Origin of the sequence: Thauera butanivorans NBRC 103042 (genome assembly GCF_001591165.1) — a bacterium.
Lineage (GTDB): Bacteria > Pseudomonadota > Gammaproteobacteria > Burkholderiales > Rhodocyclaceae > Thauera > Thauera butanivorans.
Genome location: NZ_BCUG01000029.1, coordinates 1 through 16,262, shown reverse-complemented (window position 1 = coordinate 16,262; position 16,262 = coordinate 1). Strand labels below are relative to the sequence as shown.

Here is a 16,262-nt window from a genome sequence, read left to right as displayed (position 1 = left end):
GCCGCCGCCAGGGGACGAATCCATACCGCTGCGTATGGACCACGACTCTAGCGGATAAATCGCATCGGCACCAGCCTGCTCTGCTGCAATGCATTTCTTTCCAGCATACGCTCATGCACACCGTATTTCCGCCACGTCCATTACACTGCGCGTGCAGCCGCCTCCCACCCGTACCACGGATTTTCATTCCACAAGGCACATGCGCGCCCCAGCCTCGTGATGGCCAGACAAACCCGATCCTTCGCAAGAGCACTGCTGCTCGACATCGTCGGCGTGGTCCTGGCACTCGGCTGCGCCCTGTTTGCCATCCTGGTCTGGCAAGGCGCCGCCAGCACCGAAGAATCGGCGCAGCAGAAGATCGACGAATCGCTCGACCGGGCGATCGAGCGCCTGCGGATCCTTGCCGCCGCGGCGGAAATGACGGTGGATTCGGCCGCGCGCGCCTTGTACATGTCCGGAACGACTGGCGCCGGCCTGCGCCCGGCCCTGGAAAGCTCCTTGTCCGCATTCGAGCAGCGGCCCGAATTGAGCTACCTCGGCATCGTCCTCCCCGCGGACGGCGAATATGGCACCCTCGAGCGCACCAGCACCGGCGAAATCCTGCTCTGGCTCTTTCCGGGCACGCGCCCCGACGACAGGTTCACGCGCAATTTCATGCTGACCGAGAACGGATTCTCCCTGCACGAGGAACGTTCCAGCGACGGTTACGACCCACGAACCCGCCCGTTCTATCGCGCAGGGGTGACGGCCCCGGCCGAGGGCAGATGGATTGCGTCGTACAGATGGATCCTCCATTTCGAGGAAGCAGGCACCACCCCCCTCTGGGGTTTCAGCTATGTGAAAGCGCTTCGGGACCACGACGGCAGGCTGCTCGGCGTGCTGGACGCGGACTTCGACATCCCCGCGCTGAATCGCTTCCTGGCGGGTATCGCCAAGGATTACGATGTCCGCCTCCAGATCGTCGAACTGGGGGATGCGCCGCGTCTGCTGGGCGGCCCGCAGGTCGGCCGCGTACCGTTGCCGGTACCGGAAGAACTGGCGCCGCTGATTGCATCCGCCGCCCATTCCTTCACGGGGAAAATCCAGTCGGGCGAGGAGCGCCGCTGGGCCGCCGCGCGCCGCTTCGAACTCAAGGGCGGCTCATCCTGGATGGTGATTGCGTCGCGCGAAGCCTCTCTGATCGAAGCCCCGCTGCGCCGCCAGTTGTATCAGGTGGGCGGCATGGGGCTGGCGATGGGGCTGGGCCTCGTGCTGATCTCGGTTCGCCTGGCACGCCGCTTCGGGCAACCATTGACCGCATTGGAACGCAGCGTGGCGGCCATCGGCCGCACCGATGCGGAAACCGTACCGATCATCACCCCGGCCGCCGGGGGGTTCCGGGAAACGCAGTTGCTGGAAGAAGCGCTCAGCCGCATGGCCGCGGCCATCAGGGATCGGGAAGGCAAGCTCGCAGCAAACACCGCCAAGCTACTGCAGGCTCAGGAGCAGCAGATGGCCTCGCTGGCGTTGAAAGGCGCGATATTCGATTCCACGGACACGGCGATCTTCAGTCTCGATGACAGCCTCACCATCATCGAATGGAACGCTGCAGCCGAAACCCTGTTTGGTGCGGCACGGAGGCAGGTACTCGGGCGCTCCATCCAGGAAGTGGTGTCCTTTCCTGGCGGCCCCGCCGATTGGGCGGCGATTCTGGCCACCATGGACACCGGCATGTTCCGCTTTCTCGGCGCCCGGGGCGCATTCGATGCGGAGTTGCGCATCATCGCGCTGCATCAGGATGGGCAGGCCATACGTACGCTGATCATCAACGATATCTCGGCACGCAAGATGGCCGAGCAGCACCTGCGCCATCTGGCCACGCATGATGAACTCACCGGCCTGCCTAACCGCAACCTGCTTCAGGAGCGCCTGGAGCAGGCCATCGCGCACGCCGGCCGCACGGGCCGTCTGCTCGCGCTGCTGTTCCTGGATCTCGACCGCTTCAAGGTCGTCAACGACGCCTACGGCCATCCCTTCGGCGACGCCGTGCTCAAGGCGGCCGGACAGCAACTCGTGGCGCTGGTGCGCGACGGCGATACCGTCGCCCGCCACGGCGGCGACGAATTCCTGATCCTGCTGACCGGCCTGCACACGCCTGCCGACGCCGACGCCGTGGCGCGAGCCATCACCGAGACGCTGCGGCAACCGCTCGTCGTGCAGGGCCGCGAGATCCACCTTTCCGGCAGCGTCGGCATGAGCATGTTTCCGCACGACGGCACGACGGCCGAAGCGCTGATCAGCAGTTCCGACATCGCCATGTACCGCGCGAAAAGCCTGGGGCGCAACATGTACCAGGAATTCACGCACGAGATGAAGGAGGAAACGCAGCAGCGCGTCAAGCTCGAAACCTGCCTGCACGGCGCCGTGGCCGCCGGCCAGCTGCAGCTCGTGTATCAGCCGAAGGTGAGCCTGGCAAGCGGCACGATCATCGGCTGCGAGGCGCTGCTGCGCTGGCAGCATCCCGAGCTCGGCATGGTGCCGCCCAGCCGCTTCATTCCGGTCGCCGAGGATTCGGGCCTGATCATGCCGATCAGCGACTGGGTACTGCGAACGGCCTGTCTGCAGGCAAAGGCATGGTCCGCCGCAGGCCTGCCGGCCGCCACGATGGCAGTGAACATCTCCGCGCGCCAGATTCTGCGGCATGACGTGGCCGAATGGGCGCTCGGGATTCTCGACGAGACCGGACTTGCACCGGACTTGCTCGAACTGGAGTTGACCGAAAGCCTGATCGCCCAGGACGTCGACAAGGTGACCGCAACCTTCGGTCGATTGAAGAATGCCGGCGTGAAGCTGTCCATCGACGACTTCGGCACCGGCTATTCCAGCCTCAGCTATCTGAAGCACTTTCCGGTGGATACGCTGAAGATCGATCAGTCCTTCGTACGCAACATGCTCACCGAGCCGGGCGACGCCGCCATCGTGCGAGCCGTGATAGTGCTTGCCCACAATCTCCGGTTCAAGGTGATCGCGGAGGGTGTCGAGACTGCGGAACACTGCCGGCTGCTGTGCGAGCAGCGGTGCGACGAGATTCAGGGCTATTACATCAGCAAGCCGGTGCCTGCGGGCGAATTCGAAACCATGCTGCGCAACGGGGTTCAGCTTCCCGTCTGCCGGGCATGACGGCCAGGCGTGCGAGGCGAAGACGTCACCAGGACACCAGGTCCGGCCGATCGCGAAAGCACTGCGGAGCTGCGCCTTCTTCTTTACGGGCTTCGTTGCGCCGGAACGGCGTGCAATGGGCACAAAAAAGGGCTGCACAGCGTGTGCAGCCCTTTTTTGACGACATGATATGGCGGAGTGGACGGGACTCGAACCCGCGACCCCCGGCGTGACAGGCCGGTATTCTAACCGACTGAACTACCACTCCGCACTGACCTGCAACCGGCATTCCTGCCGGCCCTGCCTTCCAGCCACTCGGGCTGGAACGCCTTGTATGGCGTCCCCACGGGGATTCGAACCCCGGTTATCGCCGTGAAAGGGCGGTGTCCTAGGCCTCTAGACGATGGGGACTGCGGTGCTGCAAAACTACTCTACTTCGTTTGGTGGAGGTAAGCGGGATCGAACCGCTGACCTCTTGCATGCCATGCAAGCGCTCTCCCAGCTGAGCTATACCCCCACAACGAGCCGGCGATTATAGCAACCACTGGCGCTCTTCGCAAGATTTTCGGCCTTTGAAAACCTTGCTCGAGCATGGCCCGAATGAAACTGGCGGAGTGGACGGGACTCGAACCCGCGACCCCCGGCGTGACAGGCCGGTATTCTAACCGACTGAACTACCACTCCGCACTGACCTGCAACCGGCATTCCTGCCGGCCCTGCCTTCCAGCCACTCGGGCTGGAACGCCTTGTATGGCGTCCCCACGGGGATTCGAACCCCGGTTATCGCCGTGAAAGGGCGGTGTCCTAGGCCTCTAGACGATGGGGACTGCGGTGCTGCAAAACCACTCTACTTCGTTTGGTGGAGGTAAGCGGGATCGAACCGCTGACCTCTTGCATGCCATGCAAGCGCTCTCCCAGCTGAGCTATACCCCCGTCACCGAAGAGCGCGAATTATAGGATGCAGATTTCGGTCTGTAAACACCAATTTCAGCTTCAAGCCTTCTTTTCTTCAGGTGGCAGCACCTTTCCCGGATTCATCAAGCCACCCGGGTCGAAAGCCTGCTTGACCGCCCTCATCATGTCGATCTCCACCGGCGCCTTGTAGCGCGGCAGCAGCTCGCGCTTGAGCTGCCCCAGTCCGTGTTCCGCCGAAATGGAGCCGCCGAGTTCGGCGACGAGATCGTGCACGATCCGGTTCGCTTCGGACGTCCGGGACATGAACTCCTGATTGTCGACCGCCTGGGGTTGCGACAGATTGTAGTGCAGGTTGCCGTCGCCGATATGGCCGAAAGCGACGATGCGCACATCGGGCCAGACGGCCTGCAGGGCGATGCGGGCGCGTTCGAGGAACGCCGGGATGCGGCTCACCGGCACGGAGACATCGTGCTTGATGCTGAAGCCTTCGATCCGCTGGGCCTCAGAGATGTTCTCGCGCAAGGCCCACAAGGCATGTGCCTGCGCGAGGCTGCCCGCGATCACGCCATCGATCGCCAACCCCCGTTCGACGGCCAGCGCAAGCGCCCGGGCGAGCAGCTCATCGAGGGGCACATCGGCACTGTCCGACAGTTCGAGCAGCACGCTCCACTCCACTTCGGACGGCAGCGGCGCCCGCGTGCCCGGGATATGCGCCAGCACCAGTTCGAGCGCGCTGCGGCCGACCAGTTCGAAAGCCGTCACCCGGTCGCCGCAGGCATCACGCATCAAGCCGAGCAGGCCGACCGCCGCCTGCGGGTCCGGCGCCACGATCCAGGCCGTCGAGCGGCTGCGTATCGCCGGAAAGAGCTTCAACACCGCGGCAGTGATCAGGCCCAGCGTCCCTTCCGCACCGACGAAGAGCTGCTTCAGATCGTAGCCGGTGTTGTCCTTGCGCAAGCCACGCAGACCATCCCAGATGCGACCATCGGGCAGCACGACCTCGAGCCCGAGCACGAGTTCACGCATGTTGCCGTAGCGCAGGACCTGCACGCCGCCGGCGTTGGTCGACAGATTGCCTCCGATCGTGCAGCTTCCCTCGGACGCGAGCGACAGCGGGAACAGCCGATCCGCTGCGGCGGCAGCCTGCTGCACGCTCATCAGGGTGCAGCCCGCCTCCACAGTGACGGTATCGTTGTCGGCATCGATGGCGCGGATGCGATCGAGCCGCCTCAGGCTCAGCACCACCGCACGCCCGTCGTTCAATGGCGTCGCGCCGCCGCACAAGCCGGTATTGCCGCCCTGCGGAACCATCGGCACGCACGCCGCGGCGCACAGGCGTACCACCGCGGCAAGCTCCTGCGTCGTCGCCGGCAGCACCACGGCACGTGCCGCACCCTTGTAGCGGCCACGCCAGTCGACGAGGCAGGCAGCGGTGTCTTCGGCATCGGTGAGCACATGGCGGTCGCCGACGATCCGCTGCAGTTCCTGAATGAACTCATCCATGCCCAAACTCCTGCTCAGCGTTCCGCGCGGACGAGGCTGCCGTCATCCGGCGGTGTTCAATCGGCGTCGCGGCCCAATACGTAGCGCAGCAGGGGCCGCATGCGCATCACTGCCGCTTCGCCTTCGGCCAGCGCTTCCGCTGCACGGTGGTAGTCCATCAGCCCGAGCTGGCCGACGCGCGGCGAGATCATGACGTCCGCCGGTTCCCCCGCCAGGCGGCTGCGCGCAATCCGCACCTGCATGATGTTGATGCTCGAACTGATGACCGATATCAGCGACGGCGCCGCTTCCTCGCCGCTGCCGTTACCATTGCCATTGCCGAAGCCGAATCGCGACAGCAGGCGTTCGCTCCAGCCCGCTTCGGTTTCTTCCGACGGTGCCGGCTCGATCGCGGCACGCTGGAAAGCACGGCCCACCATGTCCGAGCCGAGATCGACGGCGATCACGATGTCTGCCCCCATCGCCCGGCACAGCGACACCGGCACGGGATTGACCAGGCCGCCATCGACCAGCATGCGCCCTTCGTGCATCACCGGTGTCATCAATCCCGGCAAGGCGATCGAGGCGCGTACTGCCGCGGAAACGCTGCCTTCCTGCAGCCAGATTTCGCGCCCGCTCGTCAGCTCGGTGGCGACGCAGGCGAAGCGGGTTTCCAGATCGGAAAAATCACGGTCGACGAAGTTGCGCTCGAAGAAACCGATGAGCTTGTCGCCCTTGATCAGCCCGCCGCGCAGCGACACGTCGAGCAGGGAGACCACGTCCTGCCACTTGAGCGTTTCCGCCCATTGGGTGAGCTTGTCGAGATCGCCCGACGCTGCGGCAGCGCCGACGAAGGCGCCGATCGAGCAACCGCAGATGATCCGGGGCTGGACGCCCTCCTCCGCCAGCGCCCGCAGCACGCCGAGATGCGCCCATCCGCGCGCCGCGCCGCTGCCCAGCGCAAGGCCGATGACCGGCTCGTGCCGGTGGAGCGGCTTGACGCGCGGCTTGGCCGGCGCCCGCGGATCAGGCTCATCCATGGCGGATCATCCTGACGCCGGCCGCAACATCAGTCGAGCCGCTCAGCGTAGAGATCGTGGACATCGCAATCGGTGATCCGCACGCGGACGAAGTCGCCCGTCGCGAGGCCTTCGGCATCCGGGATGATCACCAGGCCGTCGATCTCGGGCGCATCCCCGGGCGACCTGGCCAGCGCACCTTCCTCGTCAATGTCGTCGACCAGCACCGTCATCTCGCGGCCGATCCGCGCTTCGAGGCGCTGGGTGGAGATGTCCTCCTGGAAGTCCATCAGGCGCGCCCGACGCTCCTCGCGCACCTCGTCCGGCACCGCGCCTTCCAGTTCATTGGCTGCCGCCCCTTCCACCGGGGAATAGGCGAAGGCACCGACGCGATCGAGCTGTGCTTCCTCGAGGAAGTTCAGCAGCATCTCGAAGTCTTCCTCGGTCTCGCCCGGGAAGCCGGTGATGAAGGTCGAGCGGATCGTCAGCTCCGGGCAGATGCTGCGCCATTTGCGCACGCGCTCGAGCACGTTCTCGGCATTGGCCGGGCGCTTCATCGCCTTCAGGATGCGCGGGCTGGCGTGCTGGAAGGGCACGTCGAGGTAAGGCAGGATCCTGCCTTCGGCCATCAGCGGAATCAGCTCGTCGACGCTCGGGTAGGGGTACACGTAGTGCATGCGGATCCAGATGCCGAGCTCGCCCAGTGCCCTGGCGAGATCGTAGAGCCTGGTCTTGAGCGGCTTGCCGCCCCAGAAGCCGGTGCGATACTTGACGTCGACGCCGTAGGCCGAGGTGTCCTGCGAGATCACCAGGATCTCCTTGACGCCGGCAGCGGCGAGCGCTTCGGCCTCGCGCATCACTTCATGGATCGGGCGGCTGACGAGATCGCCGCGCATCGACGGGATGATGCAGAAGGTGCAGCGGTGGTTGCAGCCTTCGGAAATCTTCAGGTAGGCGTAGTGCTGCGGCGTCAGGCGGATGCCTTGCGGCGGCACCAGATCGGTGAAGGGGTCGTGCGGCTTGGGCAGGTGCTTGTGTACCGCGTGCATGACCTCTTCGGTTGCATGCGGGCCGGTCACCGCCAGCACCTGGGGATGGGCGGCCAGCACCACATCGTCCTTCGCCCCCAGACAGCCGGTGACGATGACCTTGCCGTTCTCGTTCAGGGCTTCGCCGATGGCGTCGAGCGATTCCTCGACCGCAGCGTCGATGAAGCCACAGGTATTGACGACGACGAGATCGGCGTCGTCATAAGTGCCGGTGATCGCGTAGCCTTCGGCCCGCAGCCGGGTCAGGATGTGCTCGGAATCGACGGTCGCCTTCGGGCAGCCGAGGGATACGAAGCCGACACGCGGCAGGTCCGGGGTCTTGAAAATGGTCATGCTTGATTGGCCTGTCGGGGTCGGCGCGGCTGCCCGGGACGGCAAGCCTGCGCAGGCTTGTCTTTATCTGTTCGAGCCGCTCTTGTCGGAGGACGGCCGGGTGGCGGATGGGGTTTCGTCGCTCTGCACGCCGTAGTTCGGAAACTTGAAACCGGTGAACATGTTGCGCGTCTGGCTTTCGAGCTGTTCCTGCATCTGCTCGAACATCTTCTTGGACTGGTCGACGTAGGCACCCATCATGCTCTGCAGCGCCGGCCCCTGGAAGCTGAGGAACTGGGCCCAGAGATCCTGGCCGACGGGGCTGTTCTCGCCGTAGATGGAGCGTGCCTGCTCCTGCAGCTTGCCCTGCATGTCGGTGAAGGCCTTGATGTTGTTCTCGAGGTACTTCCCCATCATGCCCTGCATGGCGTTGCCATAGAAGCGGATCATGTGCGCCAGCAGGTCGCTGGTGAACATCGGCGCCCCGCCCGCCTCCTCTTCCAGAATGATCTGCAGCAGGATGCTGCGTGTCAGATCCTCGTTGGTCTTGGCGTCCACGACCAGGAACTCCTCGTGATTGAGGACGAGCTCCTTGACGTCGGCAAGCGTGATGTACGAACTGGTGCGGGTATCGTACAGACGGCGGTTCGGGTACTTCTTGATCAGGCGCGACTGCTCGGGCATTTCCCCATCTCCTCGGCGGTGGCCACTCCGCTCTTTGGTCTTGAATGTCTAATCTGATTATATCGCGCTGCGAAAACGGAACCCCGCCTTCCGACGGGGTTCCGTGATTTCGCGCATGGCACGGTGCAGCATCAGCACATGTGCAGGCCACCGTTGATGTTGATGGTGGCGCCGGTGATGTAGCCGGCCTTGTCGGACGCCAGGTAGGCGCACAGGTCGCCGATTTCGTCCGGACGGCCCAGGCGCTTCATCGGCACGGTGTCGATGATGCCCTGGCGGATGTCCTCGCGGATGGCCATCACCATGTCGGTACCGATGTAGCCCGGCGCGATCGCATTGACCGTCACGCCCTTGGTGGCCAGCTCGGCCGCCAGCGCCTTGGTGAAGCCCAGCACGCCGGCCTTGGCGGTGGAATAGTTGGTCTGGCCGGCCTGGCCCTTGACGCCATTGACCGACGAGATGTTGACGATGCGGCCCCAGCCGCGCTCGGCCATCTTGGCGGACACGTGGTGGGTGACGTTGAACAGGCTGTTGAGGTTGGTGTTGATCACCGCATCCCACTGGCTCTTCTCCATCTTCGGGAAGAACTTGTCGCGGGTGATGCCGGCGTTGTTGACCAGCACGTCGATCGGGCCGACTTCGGCTTCGATCTTGGCGACCATTCCGGCGCAGGATTCATAGTTGGAAACGTCGCCTTCCGCAGCGACGAAATCGAAGCCCAGGTCGCGCTGAGCAGCGAGCCAGGCTTCCTTCTGGTCGAAATTGGGCAGGCAGTTCGCGACGACCTTCATGCCTTCCTTGGCCAGCGATTGACAAATCGCGGTGCCGAGACCACCCATGGCGCCGGTGACGAGAGCGATTTTCTGCGACATCTTGAAATCCTTCTGGATCTGTTTGCGTGACCGAGAAACCATCACGAAACACGATCCGGACGGCCCCCCTCGGCGTTCTTGCGGCAGCGCATCAGCTGCTTTGCTCCTGCATTATATCTACTGCCGGCCATTTTTGCTGCAACGCAATACGCGGAGCAATGGGACACGCACCAAAAAAAGCGGCATGCCCCTTTCGGGGGCATGCCGCCTGTACGCACAGGGCCGCAGATGCGGATCAGAACATGTGCTGGCCGCCGTTGATGGAGATGTTGGCACCGGTCACGAACGCAGCCTCTTCCGAAGACAGGTAGGCGACCAGGCCGGCGATCTCTTCCGGTTTGCCCAGACGGGACACGGGAATCTGCGGCAGGATCTTCGAGTCGAGAATCTCCTGCGGAATCGCCATCACCATCTTGGTGCCGATGTAACCCGGCGAGATCGTGTTGACCGTCACGCCGTTGCGCGCCACTTCGAGTGCCAGCGCCTTGGTGAAGCCGTGCATGCCAGCCTTGGCAGCCGCATAGTTGGTCTGGCCGAAAGCGCCTTTCTGGCCATTGACCGACGACACGTTGATGACGCGGCCCCACTTGCGCTCGACCATGCCGTCCATGACCTGCTTGGTCATGTTGAACACCGAATCGAGGTTCGTGCTGATGACCGCATCCCAGTCGGCCTTGCTCATCTTCTTGAAGGTCATGTCGCGGGTGATGCCGGCATTGTTGACCAGCACATCCACCGGACCGACTTCCGCCGTCACCTGCTCGACGCAGGCCCTTGCGGAATCGAAATCCGCGACGTCACAAGGATAGGCCTTGAAGCCATAGCCCATGTTGTTCATCGTCTGCAGCCAATCGGCCGCCTTGCTGTTGCCAGGCGAATGCGTAGTAACGACCTTGTAGCCCAAAGCTGCGAGCTTGATGCAGATCGCCTCGCCCAGACCGCCCATGCCACCAGTGACCAGTGCAACTCTCGACATGAATTTCTCCTCTCCCTTGATGGGGTTTCTTATCGGGGCGGGTGGAACATGGACCGGGCAGCGCCCTCCCCACTCACTGCGGTCCCGTTGATCGATCAGCCTTCCGCCGCTCAGGCGCGCTCCTTCACGTAGCGTCCCGGCGCGGGTTCGATCGGCTCGTACTTGGTGCTGCCCAGGCGGCCACGCGCGGCGACCTGCTTGCCGCCATGCTGCCTCAGCCATTCGATCCAGTGCAACCACCAGCTGCCCTTCTGCTCGCCGGCCTGCTCCAGCCACTCGTCCGGATCGGTCGGGCGGGCATCGGAAGTCCAGTAGCTGCGGCGGTTCTTGGAGGCCGGATTGATCGCGCCGGCGATGTGGCCGCTGGCCCCGAGCACGTAGGTGGTATCGCCGCCGAGCAGGTTGCGCGCCAGATAGGCGCTCTTCCACGGCACGATGTGATCCTCGCGCGCGGCCATCAGATAGGCCGGCATGTCCACCTTCGCGAGATCGATCTTCTCGCCCAGCATCTTGAGCTTGCCGGGCACGCGCAGGTTGTTCTCGAGATACATGTTGCGCAGGTACCAGGCCAGGAAGGGGCCGGGCAGATTGGTCGAATCGGAATTCCAGTACAGCAGGTCGAAAGCCTGAGGCGTCTTGCCCTTCAGGTAGTTGCCGACGACATACTGCCAGATCAGGTCGTTCGCGCGCAGCGACGAGAACACGTTGGCCAGTTCCTGGCCGCGCAGCACTCCGCCCTTGCCGATCGTCGCTTCGCGAGCCGTGACGCTCGCTTCATCGACCAGGCAGCCGATCTCGCCGGCATCGGCGAAATCGAGCAGGGTCGTCATCAAGGTCAGGCTGGCGACCGGCTCTTCCCCCCTGGCACGCGCAACCGCCAGCGCCGAAGTGAGCAAGGTGCCGCCGACGCAGAACCCGAGCACGTTCGGCTTCTTGACCCGCGTCACCGCACGCACCACCTCGAGCGCCGTCAGCGGCCCCTTGTCGAGGTAGTCGTCCCAGGTATGATGGCCGCCGGACTCCGGACGCGGATTCTTCCACGACACCAGGAACACCGTGAAACCCTGCTCGATGATGAAACGCACCAGCGAGTTATCCGGCTGGAGATCCATGATGTAGAACTTGTTGATGCACGGCGGAATGATCAGCAGCGGCACCTGCGCGACCTTCTCGGTCAGCGGAGCGTACTGGATCAGCTGCATCAACTCGTTTTCGAAGATCACCGCTCCGGGCGTCAGCGCAAGATTGCGCCCGACCTCGAAGGCGGCATCGTCGGTCATCGAGATGTGGCCTTTCTCGAGATCGCCGAGCATGTTGCGAACGCCTTGCGCGATGCTCTCGCCCTTGGTCTCGATCGCGGTCTTGATGAACTCGGGGTTGGTCGCGGCGAAATTGGTCGGCGCCAGCGCCTCGATGTACTGGCGGGTCAGGAACTGGATGCGCGACTTCGCGCGCCCGTCCGCGATCGGCAGCGCCTCGGCCATCTCCTTGAGGAAACCGGCGTTCAGCAGATAGGCCTGGCGGACGTAATCGAAAACCGGGCTCTCGGACCATTCCGGCGCGGTGAAGCGGCGATCGCCCGGTTCGGGCTGCACCACCGGCGTGGCTTCTCCGCCAGGCTTGCGCGCAAGCATCGACGACCACAGCGCCACATGCTTCTCGGCGAACGCCTGCTGCATGCGCGCCATTTCAGCGGACTCCGGCATCGGCAGCTTGGGTACTGCGACACCCGAAGAATCCTGCATCGCAACCTGCTGGCGCGCCAGCGCATCGAAGAAGTTCTGCGCCATGGCCTGGCCAGCGGCCAGCATCGCCTGCATGCCTGCCGTCGACTGACTGCCTGCGGAATCCGACATTCTCATCTCCTCTATCCACGGGCAACAGCATGCCTGCGCCCGGGTTTGCCTTGTTGTCAGCGCCCGACTACCCCGGCCGGACCGGGCTGTAGAATGGCGCCATGTACCTTATCGCAATCGCCTGGCTTTATGTCGCGCTGCTGGCAAGCATTACCGAAAACACGGTCGTGGGGGGCGTGTTGACCTTCATTTTTTTCGGTCTTGCTCCAATGGCGTTGTTCTTCTGGCTGTTCGGAACGCCGACGCGGCGGCGGCGCCAGCGCGAGCGGGAATCGAGAGGACTCAACGATAGAGCCGAATCGGACGCCGATCAATAGCCTGCACGCTTTTCGCACTCGCACCGTTCTTCCCCTCCCCTCGAGACAGCCTGCGCTGCCGGCTCCAGCCAGACGATGGAGGCAAAACGCCCGGTGCGCCGGTCCCGGCGATATGAGTAGAAGCGTTCGGCGTCCTTCACCGTGCACACGCCGCCGCCTTCGATGCGCCCGACGCCCGCCGCCTGCAGGCGTCTGCGCGCCAGCATGAACAGGTCCGCCAGCCACTTCCCCGGCGCCGGCGCCGGCGCCGGCACGAAGGCCCGCGCAGCACCCGGATCCGCGGCGACGAAGACCTCACGCACTTCGTCGCCGACCTCGAAGCTGCCGGGCCCGATCGCCGGTCCCAGCCACGCCCGCAGGCGAGCGGGCGGAACCGCCATCTTCGCGATCGTGGCCTCGAGCACGCCGCCCGCCAGGCCTCGCCAGCCTGCGTGGGCTGCCGCCACCACCGAACCGTCGTCGTCGCAGAACAGCACCGGCAGGCAGTCGGCCGTCATGACGACGCAAACCCGCCCCGGCTCGCGCGCCACCGCCGCATCGGCGGCCGGCACACCCGCCACCGGCATGTCCGCGTCGGCCACCGCGCAACCATGCACCTGCGACAGCCATAGGGGCTCGGCCGGCAGCAATTCCCTCAGCATCGCCCGATTGCGCGCAACCGCCTGCGGCTCGTCGCCGACATGCTCGCCGAGGTTGAAACCGTCATATGGCGGCCGGCTGCAGCCACCGAGGCGTGTGGTCAGCAAGGCCCGCACGTTCGCCGGCGTGGTCCAGTCGGGCCGGATCACGCCGGCGACGGTTCCGTCCGATGCGCTGCTCATGTCCCTGCCCTCACGCACTGCAGCAGCGCGGCGAAATCGGCTGCCATCGGCACTTCCCACTGCATGAACTCGCCGCTGGCCGGATGCAACAGGCCGAGCCGGAAGGCATGCAGGGCCTGGCGGGCAAAACCTTCACATGCGGGGTCGGGCAAGCGCCGCCCCCCATAGACCGGATCGCCCACCAGCGCGTGGCCGATGTGTGCCATATGAACCCGGATCTGGTGCGTGCGCCCCGTTTCGAGCCGGCACTCCACCAAGGTCGTTTTCGCGAAACGCTCGGCCACCACGTAATGGGTCAGCGCCGGGCGTCCGTTGCCGACCACCGCCATGCGCGTCCGCTGAGCGGGATGTCGCCCGATCGGCGCGTCGACGCTCCCTCCGGAACGCAACACCCCCTGCACCAAGGCCCAGTAATGCCGCTTCACCGTACGTGCCTGCAACTGGCGGACCAGATCGGTCTGGGCCTGCAGCGTCTTCGCCACCACCAGCAAGCCACTGGTGTCCTTGTCCAGCCGATGCACGATGCCGGCGCGCGGCACCTCCGCCACCGCCGGGGCATGATGCAGCAAGGCGTTGAGCAGGGTTCCGCTCCAGTTGCCGCTGCCCGGATGCACCACCAGCCCGGCAGGCTTGTCGATCACCAGCAGGTGCGCGTCTTCGAACACCACCTGCAGCGGAATGTCCTCGGGCTGTTCGCTCCCCGGTGCCGGAGCGGGCGCGGGGTCGAGTTCGACGCACTCGCCGCCATGCACCTTGCTGCGTGCATCGGGCGACGCACCATCGACACGGATGCGCCCCTCCTTCAGCCAGGCCTGCAGGCGGCTGCGGGAATGCTCGGGGAAAAGCCGGGCGAGCGCCTGGTCCAGCCGCAGCCCCGCCAGGTCGACAGGAATCGTCTGCACCGCGAACGGGCTCGACTCGTCCGCTGCTATATAATCGACGCGTTCATTCACGCGAGTTTTTTCGATGGCCAGGTTCACCCTTGGAAGTGTAGCGGGAAAAGCGGCGCTGATCGGCGCGCTGATGCTCGGCGGCTGCGGTCTGCTGCCCGAGCAGATCGACGAGACGACCGGCTGGAACGCACAGCGGCTCTATTCCGAAGCCAAGACCTCGATGTCCGAGGGCGCCTACGATCGCGCCATCCAGATGTTCGAAAAACTCGAAGCGCGCTATCCCTATGGCCGTTACGCACAGCAGGCCCAGATCGAAGTCGCCTACGCGTATTACAAGCAGGGCGAGCAGGCACTGGCACTGGCCGCGGCGGACCGCTTCATCAAGCTTCACCCCAACCACCCCAACGTGGACTATGTCTACTACCTGAAGGGCCTGGTTAATTTCAACGAAGACCTCGGCCTGCTCGCCGGCCTGTCGCGCCAGGATCTGTCCGAACGCGATCCCAAGGGCGCGCACGAAGCCTTCGAGAGCTTCCGCGACCTCGTCACCCGCTTCCCGGAAAGCCGCTATGCGGACGACTCCCGGGCGCGCATGCAGTACCTGATCAATTCGCTCGCGGCACACGAAGTCCACGTCGCGCGCTACTACTACAACCGTGGCGCCTACGTCGCCGCGATCAACCGCGCCCAGACGGCGGTGGCCAATTTCCCGCAGGCGCCCGTCAACGAAGAAGCGCTGTTCCTGCTGGTCAAGAGCTACGATGCGCTCGGCATGACCCAGCTGCGTGACGACGCCGACCGGGTGATGCGCACCAACTTCCCCGACAGCGTCTATTTCTCCGGCGGCCCCGAGAGCGACAAGCCGTGGTGGCAGCTCTGGTGAGCCCTGCGGCCGGCTGAAGGCCAGCAGCGCTGCTGCGGCTGGCCGCCGTTTCTTTCAGCTCAGCGCAGCAGCTCCGGCGGAATGGCGCACACCGGAATCGGATTGATCTTGTGCTGCATGGCACGGTGCAGGCGGTGGTAAATCTCGAACACTTCCCGTTCGCGGCCGTCGAAATCCTCGGCGCGGTGCTTGTCGTACACCGACATCGCCCATTCCAGCTCGGGGTAGCTGGCGCCCATCTGCTCTTCGTCGGTCCTGTCGGTATCCCACAAGCCGTCGGTCGGCGGCGCCTCCTGGATGCTCTGCGGTACGTCCAGCGCCCTGGCCAGTTCATAGACCTGGGTCTTGAGCAAATCGGCGATCGGGCTGATATCCACGCCGCCATCACCATACTTGGTGAAGAAGCCGACGCCGAAATCCTCCACCTTGTTGCCGGTGCCGGCCACCAGCAAACCATGCTGCTGGGCGTGGTAATACAGCGCGATCATGCGCAGCCGGCTGCGGGCGTTGGCCAGCGCCAGATGCGTATGCGGCTGGCTCTCATCGTCGATGCCGACGGCGCGGACGAAGGCATCGAACGTGGCACTCAGGTCGACCCACTGCTCTTCCACATTGCTGAAACGCTCTCTCAGTTGGCCGATGTGTTCCTGGGCACGACTGACCTGGTCCGGCTTCTGGCGAATCGGCATTTCCAGCACCAGTGTCTGCAGCCCGGTCCTCGCGGCCAGCGTGGAAACCACAGCGGAATCGATGCCGCCGGACACGCCCACCACGAAGCCGTTCACACCGGCCTTTACAGCGTAGTCCCTCAGCCACCGGACGATATGGTCGATGACAGCCGTCGTCTGCATGATTCATCCCCGTCGATAGGATTGTGCACGGCAGCAATATACTGCCACTCCCGGCCGCCTGGAAAGCACGAATCCGCTTCCGGCACCCGCCAGGCAGGACGGAGGGCCGGATGGGCAGCAGAAGAGCGCCACGCTCCACCGCTGCGAAGACCGCAGCCCCTGCGGGGGCGCTTTTTGCCTTGGGACGGCGGCGC

The 16,262-nt window shown here is 64.6% G+C and carries 13 protein-coding genes and 6 tRNA genes; 3 read left to right on the top strand and 16 right to left on the bottom strand.

The window, feature by feature from the left end; translation table 11 throughout:
• Positions 1-219: 219 nt before the first annotated feature.
• Complete coding sequence (locus TBU01S_RS12785) at positions 220-3,159, top strand: bifunctional diguanylate cyclase/phosphodiesterase (protein WP_068637015.1); 2,940 nt, start codon at positions 220-222, stop codon at positions 3,157-3,159.
• 170 nt (positions 3,160-3,329) lie between these two features.
• On the opposite strand, the gene TBU01S_RS12780 is transcribed toward TBU01S_RS12785, so the two are convergent.
• From TBU01S_RS12780 to TBU01S_RS12720, 13 genes are all read right to left on the bottom strand, one after another.
• A tRNA-Asp gene (locus TBU01S_RS12780) sits at positions 3,330-3,406 on the bottom strand.
• Between the two features lie 67 nt (positions 3,407-3,473).
• A tRNA-Glu gene (locus TBU01S_RS12775) sits at positions 3,474-3,549 on the bottom strand.
• A gap of 30 nt (positions 3,550-3,579) precedes the next feature.
• Positions 3,580-3,655: transfer RNA gene (locus TBU01S_RS12770), tRNA-Ala, on the bottom strand.
• A gap of 90 nt (positions 3,656-3,745) precedes the next feature.
• A tRNA-Asp gene (locus TBU01S_RS12765) sits at positions 3,746-3,822 on the bottom strand.
• Positions 3,823-3,889: 67 nt separating this feature from the next.
• Positions 3,890-3,965 (bottom strand) — tRNA-Glu (locus tag TBU01S_RS12760).
• Between the two features lie 30 nt (positions 3,966-3,995).
• Positions 3,996-4,071 (bottom strand) — tRNA-Ala (locus TBU01S_RS12755).
• 60 nt (positions 4,072-4,131) lie between these two features.
• The gene (locus TBU01S_RS12750) at positions 4,132-5,556 is read right to left on the bottom strand and encodes an FAD-binding oxidoreductase (protein ID WP_068637014.1); all 1,425 of its coding nucleotides are present in this window, start codon (positions 5,554-5,556) and stop codon (positions 4,132-4,134) included.
• 56 nt (positions 5,557-5,612) lie between these two features.
• Entirely contained in the window at positions 5,613-6,575 is a 963-nt protein-coding gene (gene rssA / locus TBU01S_RS12745; RefSeq protein ID WP_068637013.1) for a patatin-like phospholipase RssA, read from the bottom strand.
• 29 nt (positions 6,576-6,604) lie between these two features.
• Positions 6,605-7,936 carry a 30S ribosomal protein S12 methylthiotransferase RimO gene (rimO, locus tag TBU01S_RS12740; RefSeq protein WP_068637012.1) on the bottom strand — a complete coding sequence of 444 codons (1,332 nt, stop codon included), beginning with the start codon at positions 7,934-7,936 and terminating at the stop codon, positions 6,605-6,607.
• 63 nt (positions 7,937-7,999) lie between these two features.
• Positions 8,000-8,599, bottom strand: a complete 600-nt coding sequence (gene phaR, locus TBU01S_RS12735; protein WP_068637011.1) for a polyhydroxyalkanoate synthesis repressor PhaR — start codon at positions 8,597-8,599, stop codon at positions 8,000-8,002.
• 131 nt (positions 8,600-8,730) lie between these two features.
• On the bottom strand, positions 8,731-9,471 hold the full coding sequence (locus tag TBU01S_RS12730) for a beta-ketoacyl-ACP reductase (protein ID WP_068637010.1): 741 nt from the start codon (positions 9,469-9,471) through the stop codon (positions 8,731-8,733).
• A gap of 235 nt (positions 9,472-9,706) precedes the next feature.
• On the bottom strand, positions 9,707-10,447 hold the full coding sequence (phbB, locus tag TBU01S_RS12725) for an acetoacetyl-CoA reductase (RefSeq protein WP_068637009.1): 741 nt from the start codon (positions 10,445-10,447) through the stop codon (positions 9,707-9,709).
• A 110-nt stretch (positions 10,448-10,557) separates the two neighbouring features.
• A complete protein-coding gene (locus TBU01S_RS12720) occupies positions 10,558-12,303 on the bottom strand; it encodes a PHA/PHB synthase family protein (RefSeq protein ID WP_068637008.1) in 1,746 nt (581 codons plus the stop codon).
• A gap of 101 nt (positions 12,304-12,404) precedes the next feature.
• Between TBU01S_RS12720 and TBU01S_RS12715 the strand changes: the two genes are divergently transcribed.
• Positions 12,405-12,620, top strand: coding sequence for a hypothetical protein (locus TBU01S_RS12715; RefSeq protein ID WP_068637007.1), 216 nt, complete (start codon positions 12,405-12,407; stop codon positions 12,618-12,620).
• Here the strand turns inward: TBU01S_RS12715 and pgeF are convergent.
• Together pgeF and rluD are read right to left on the bottom strand one after the other, a co-directional pair.
• Entirely contained in the window at positions 12,614-13,441 is an 828-nt protein-coding gene (pgeF, locus tag TBU01S_RS12710; protein WP_068637006.1) for a peptidoglycan editing factor PgeF, read from the bottom strand. The two genes, TBU01S_RS12715 and pgeF, sit on opposite strands and share 7 nt — an antisense overlap.
• Positions 13,438-14,394 carry a 23S rRNA pseudouridine(1911/1915/1917) synthase RluD gene (rluD, locus tag TBU01S_RS12705; RefSeq protein ID WP_245650917.1) on the bottom strand — a complete coding sequence of 319 codons (957 nt, stop codon included), beginning with the start codon at positions 14,392-14,394 and terminating at the stop codon, positions 13,438-13,440. The genes pgeF and rluD overlap by 4 nt, the downstream gene beginning before the upstream one ends.
• Before the next feature lie 13 nt (positions 14,395-14,407).
• On the opposite strand from rluD, the gene TBU01S_RS12700 reads away from it, so the two are divergent.
• Complete coding sequence (locus tag TBU01S_RS12700) at positions 14,408-15,217, top strand: outer membrane protein assembly factor BamD (RefSeq protein WP_068637005.1); 810 nt, start codon at positions 14,408-14,410, stop codon at positions 15,215-15,217.
• A 59-nt stretch (positions 15,218-15,276) separates the two neighbouring features.
• Here the strand turns inward: TBU01S_RS12700 and nadE are convergent, their stop codons facing one another.
• Complete coding sequence (gene nadE, locus TBU01S_RS12695; RefSeq protein ID WP_068637004.1) at positions 15,277-16,068, bottom strand: NAD(+) synthase; 792 nt, start codon at positions 16,066-16,068, stop codon at positions 15,277-15,279.
• Positions 16,069-16,262: the final 194 nt, after the last annotated feature.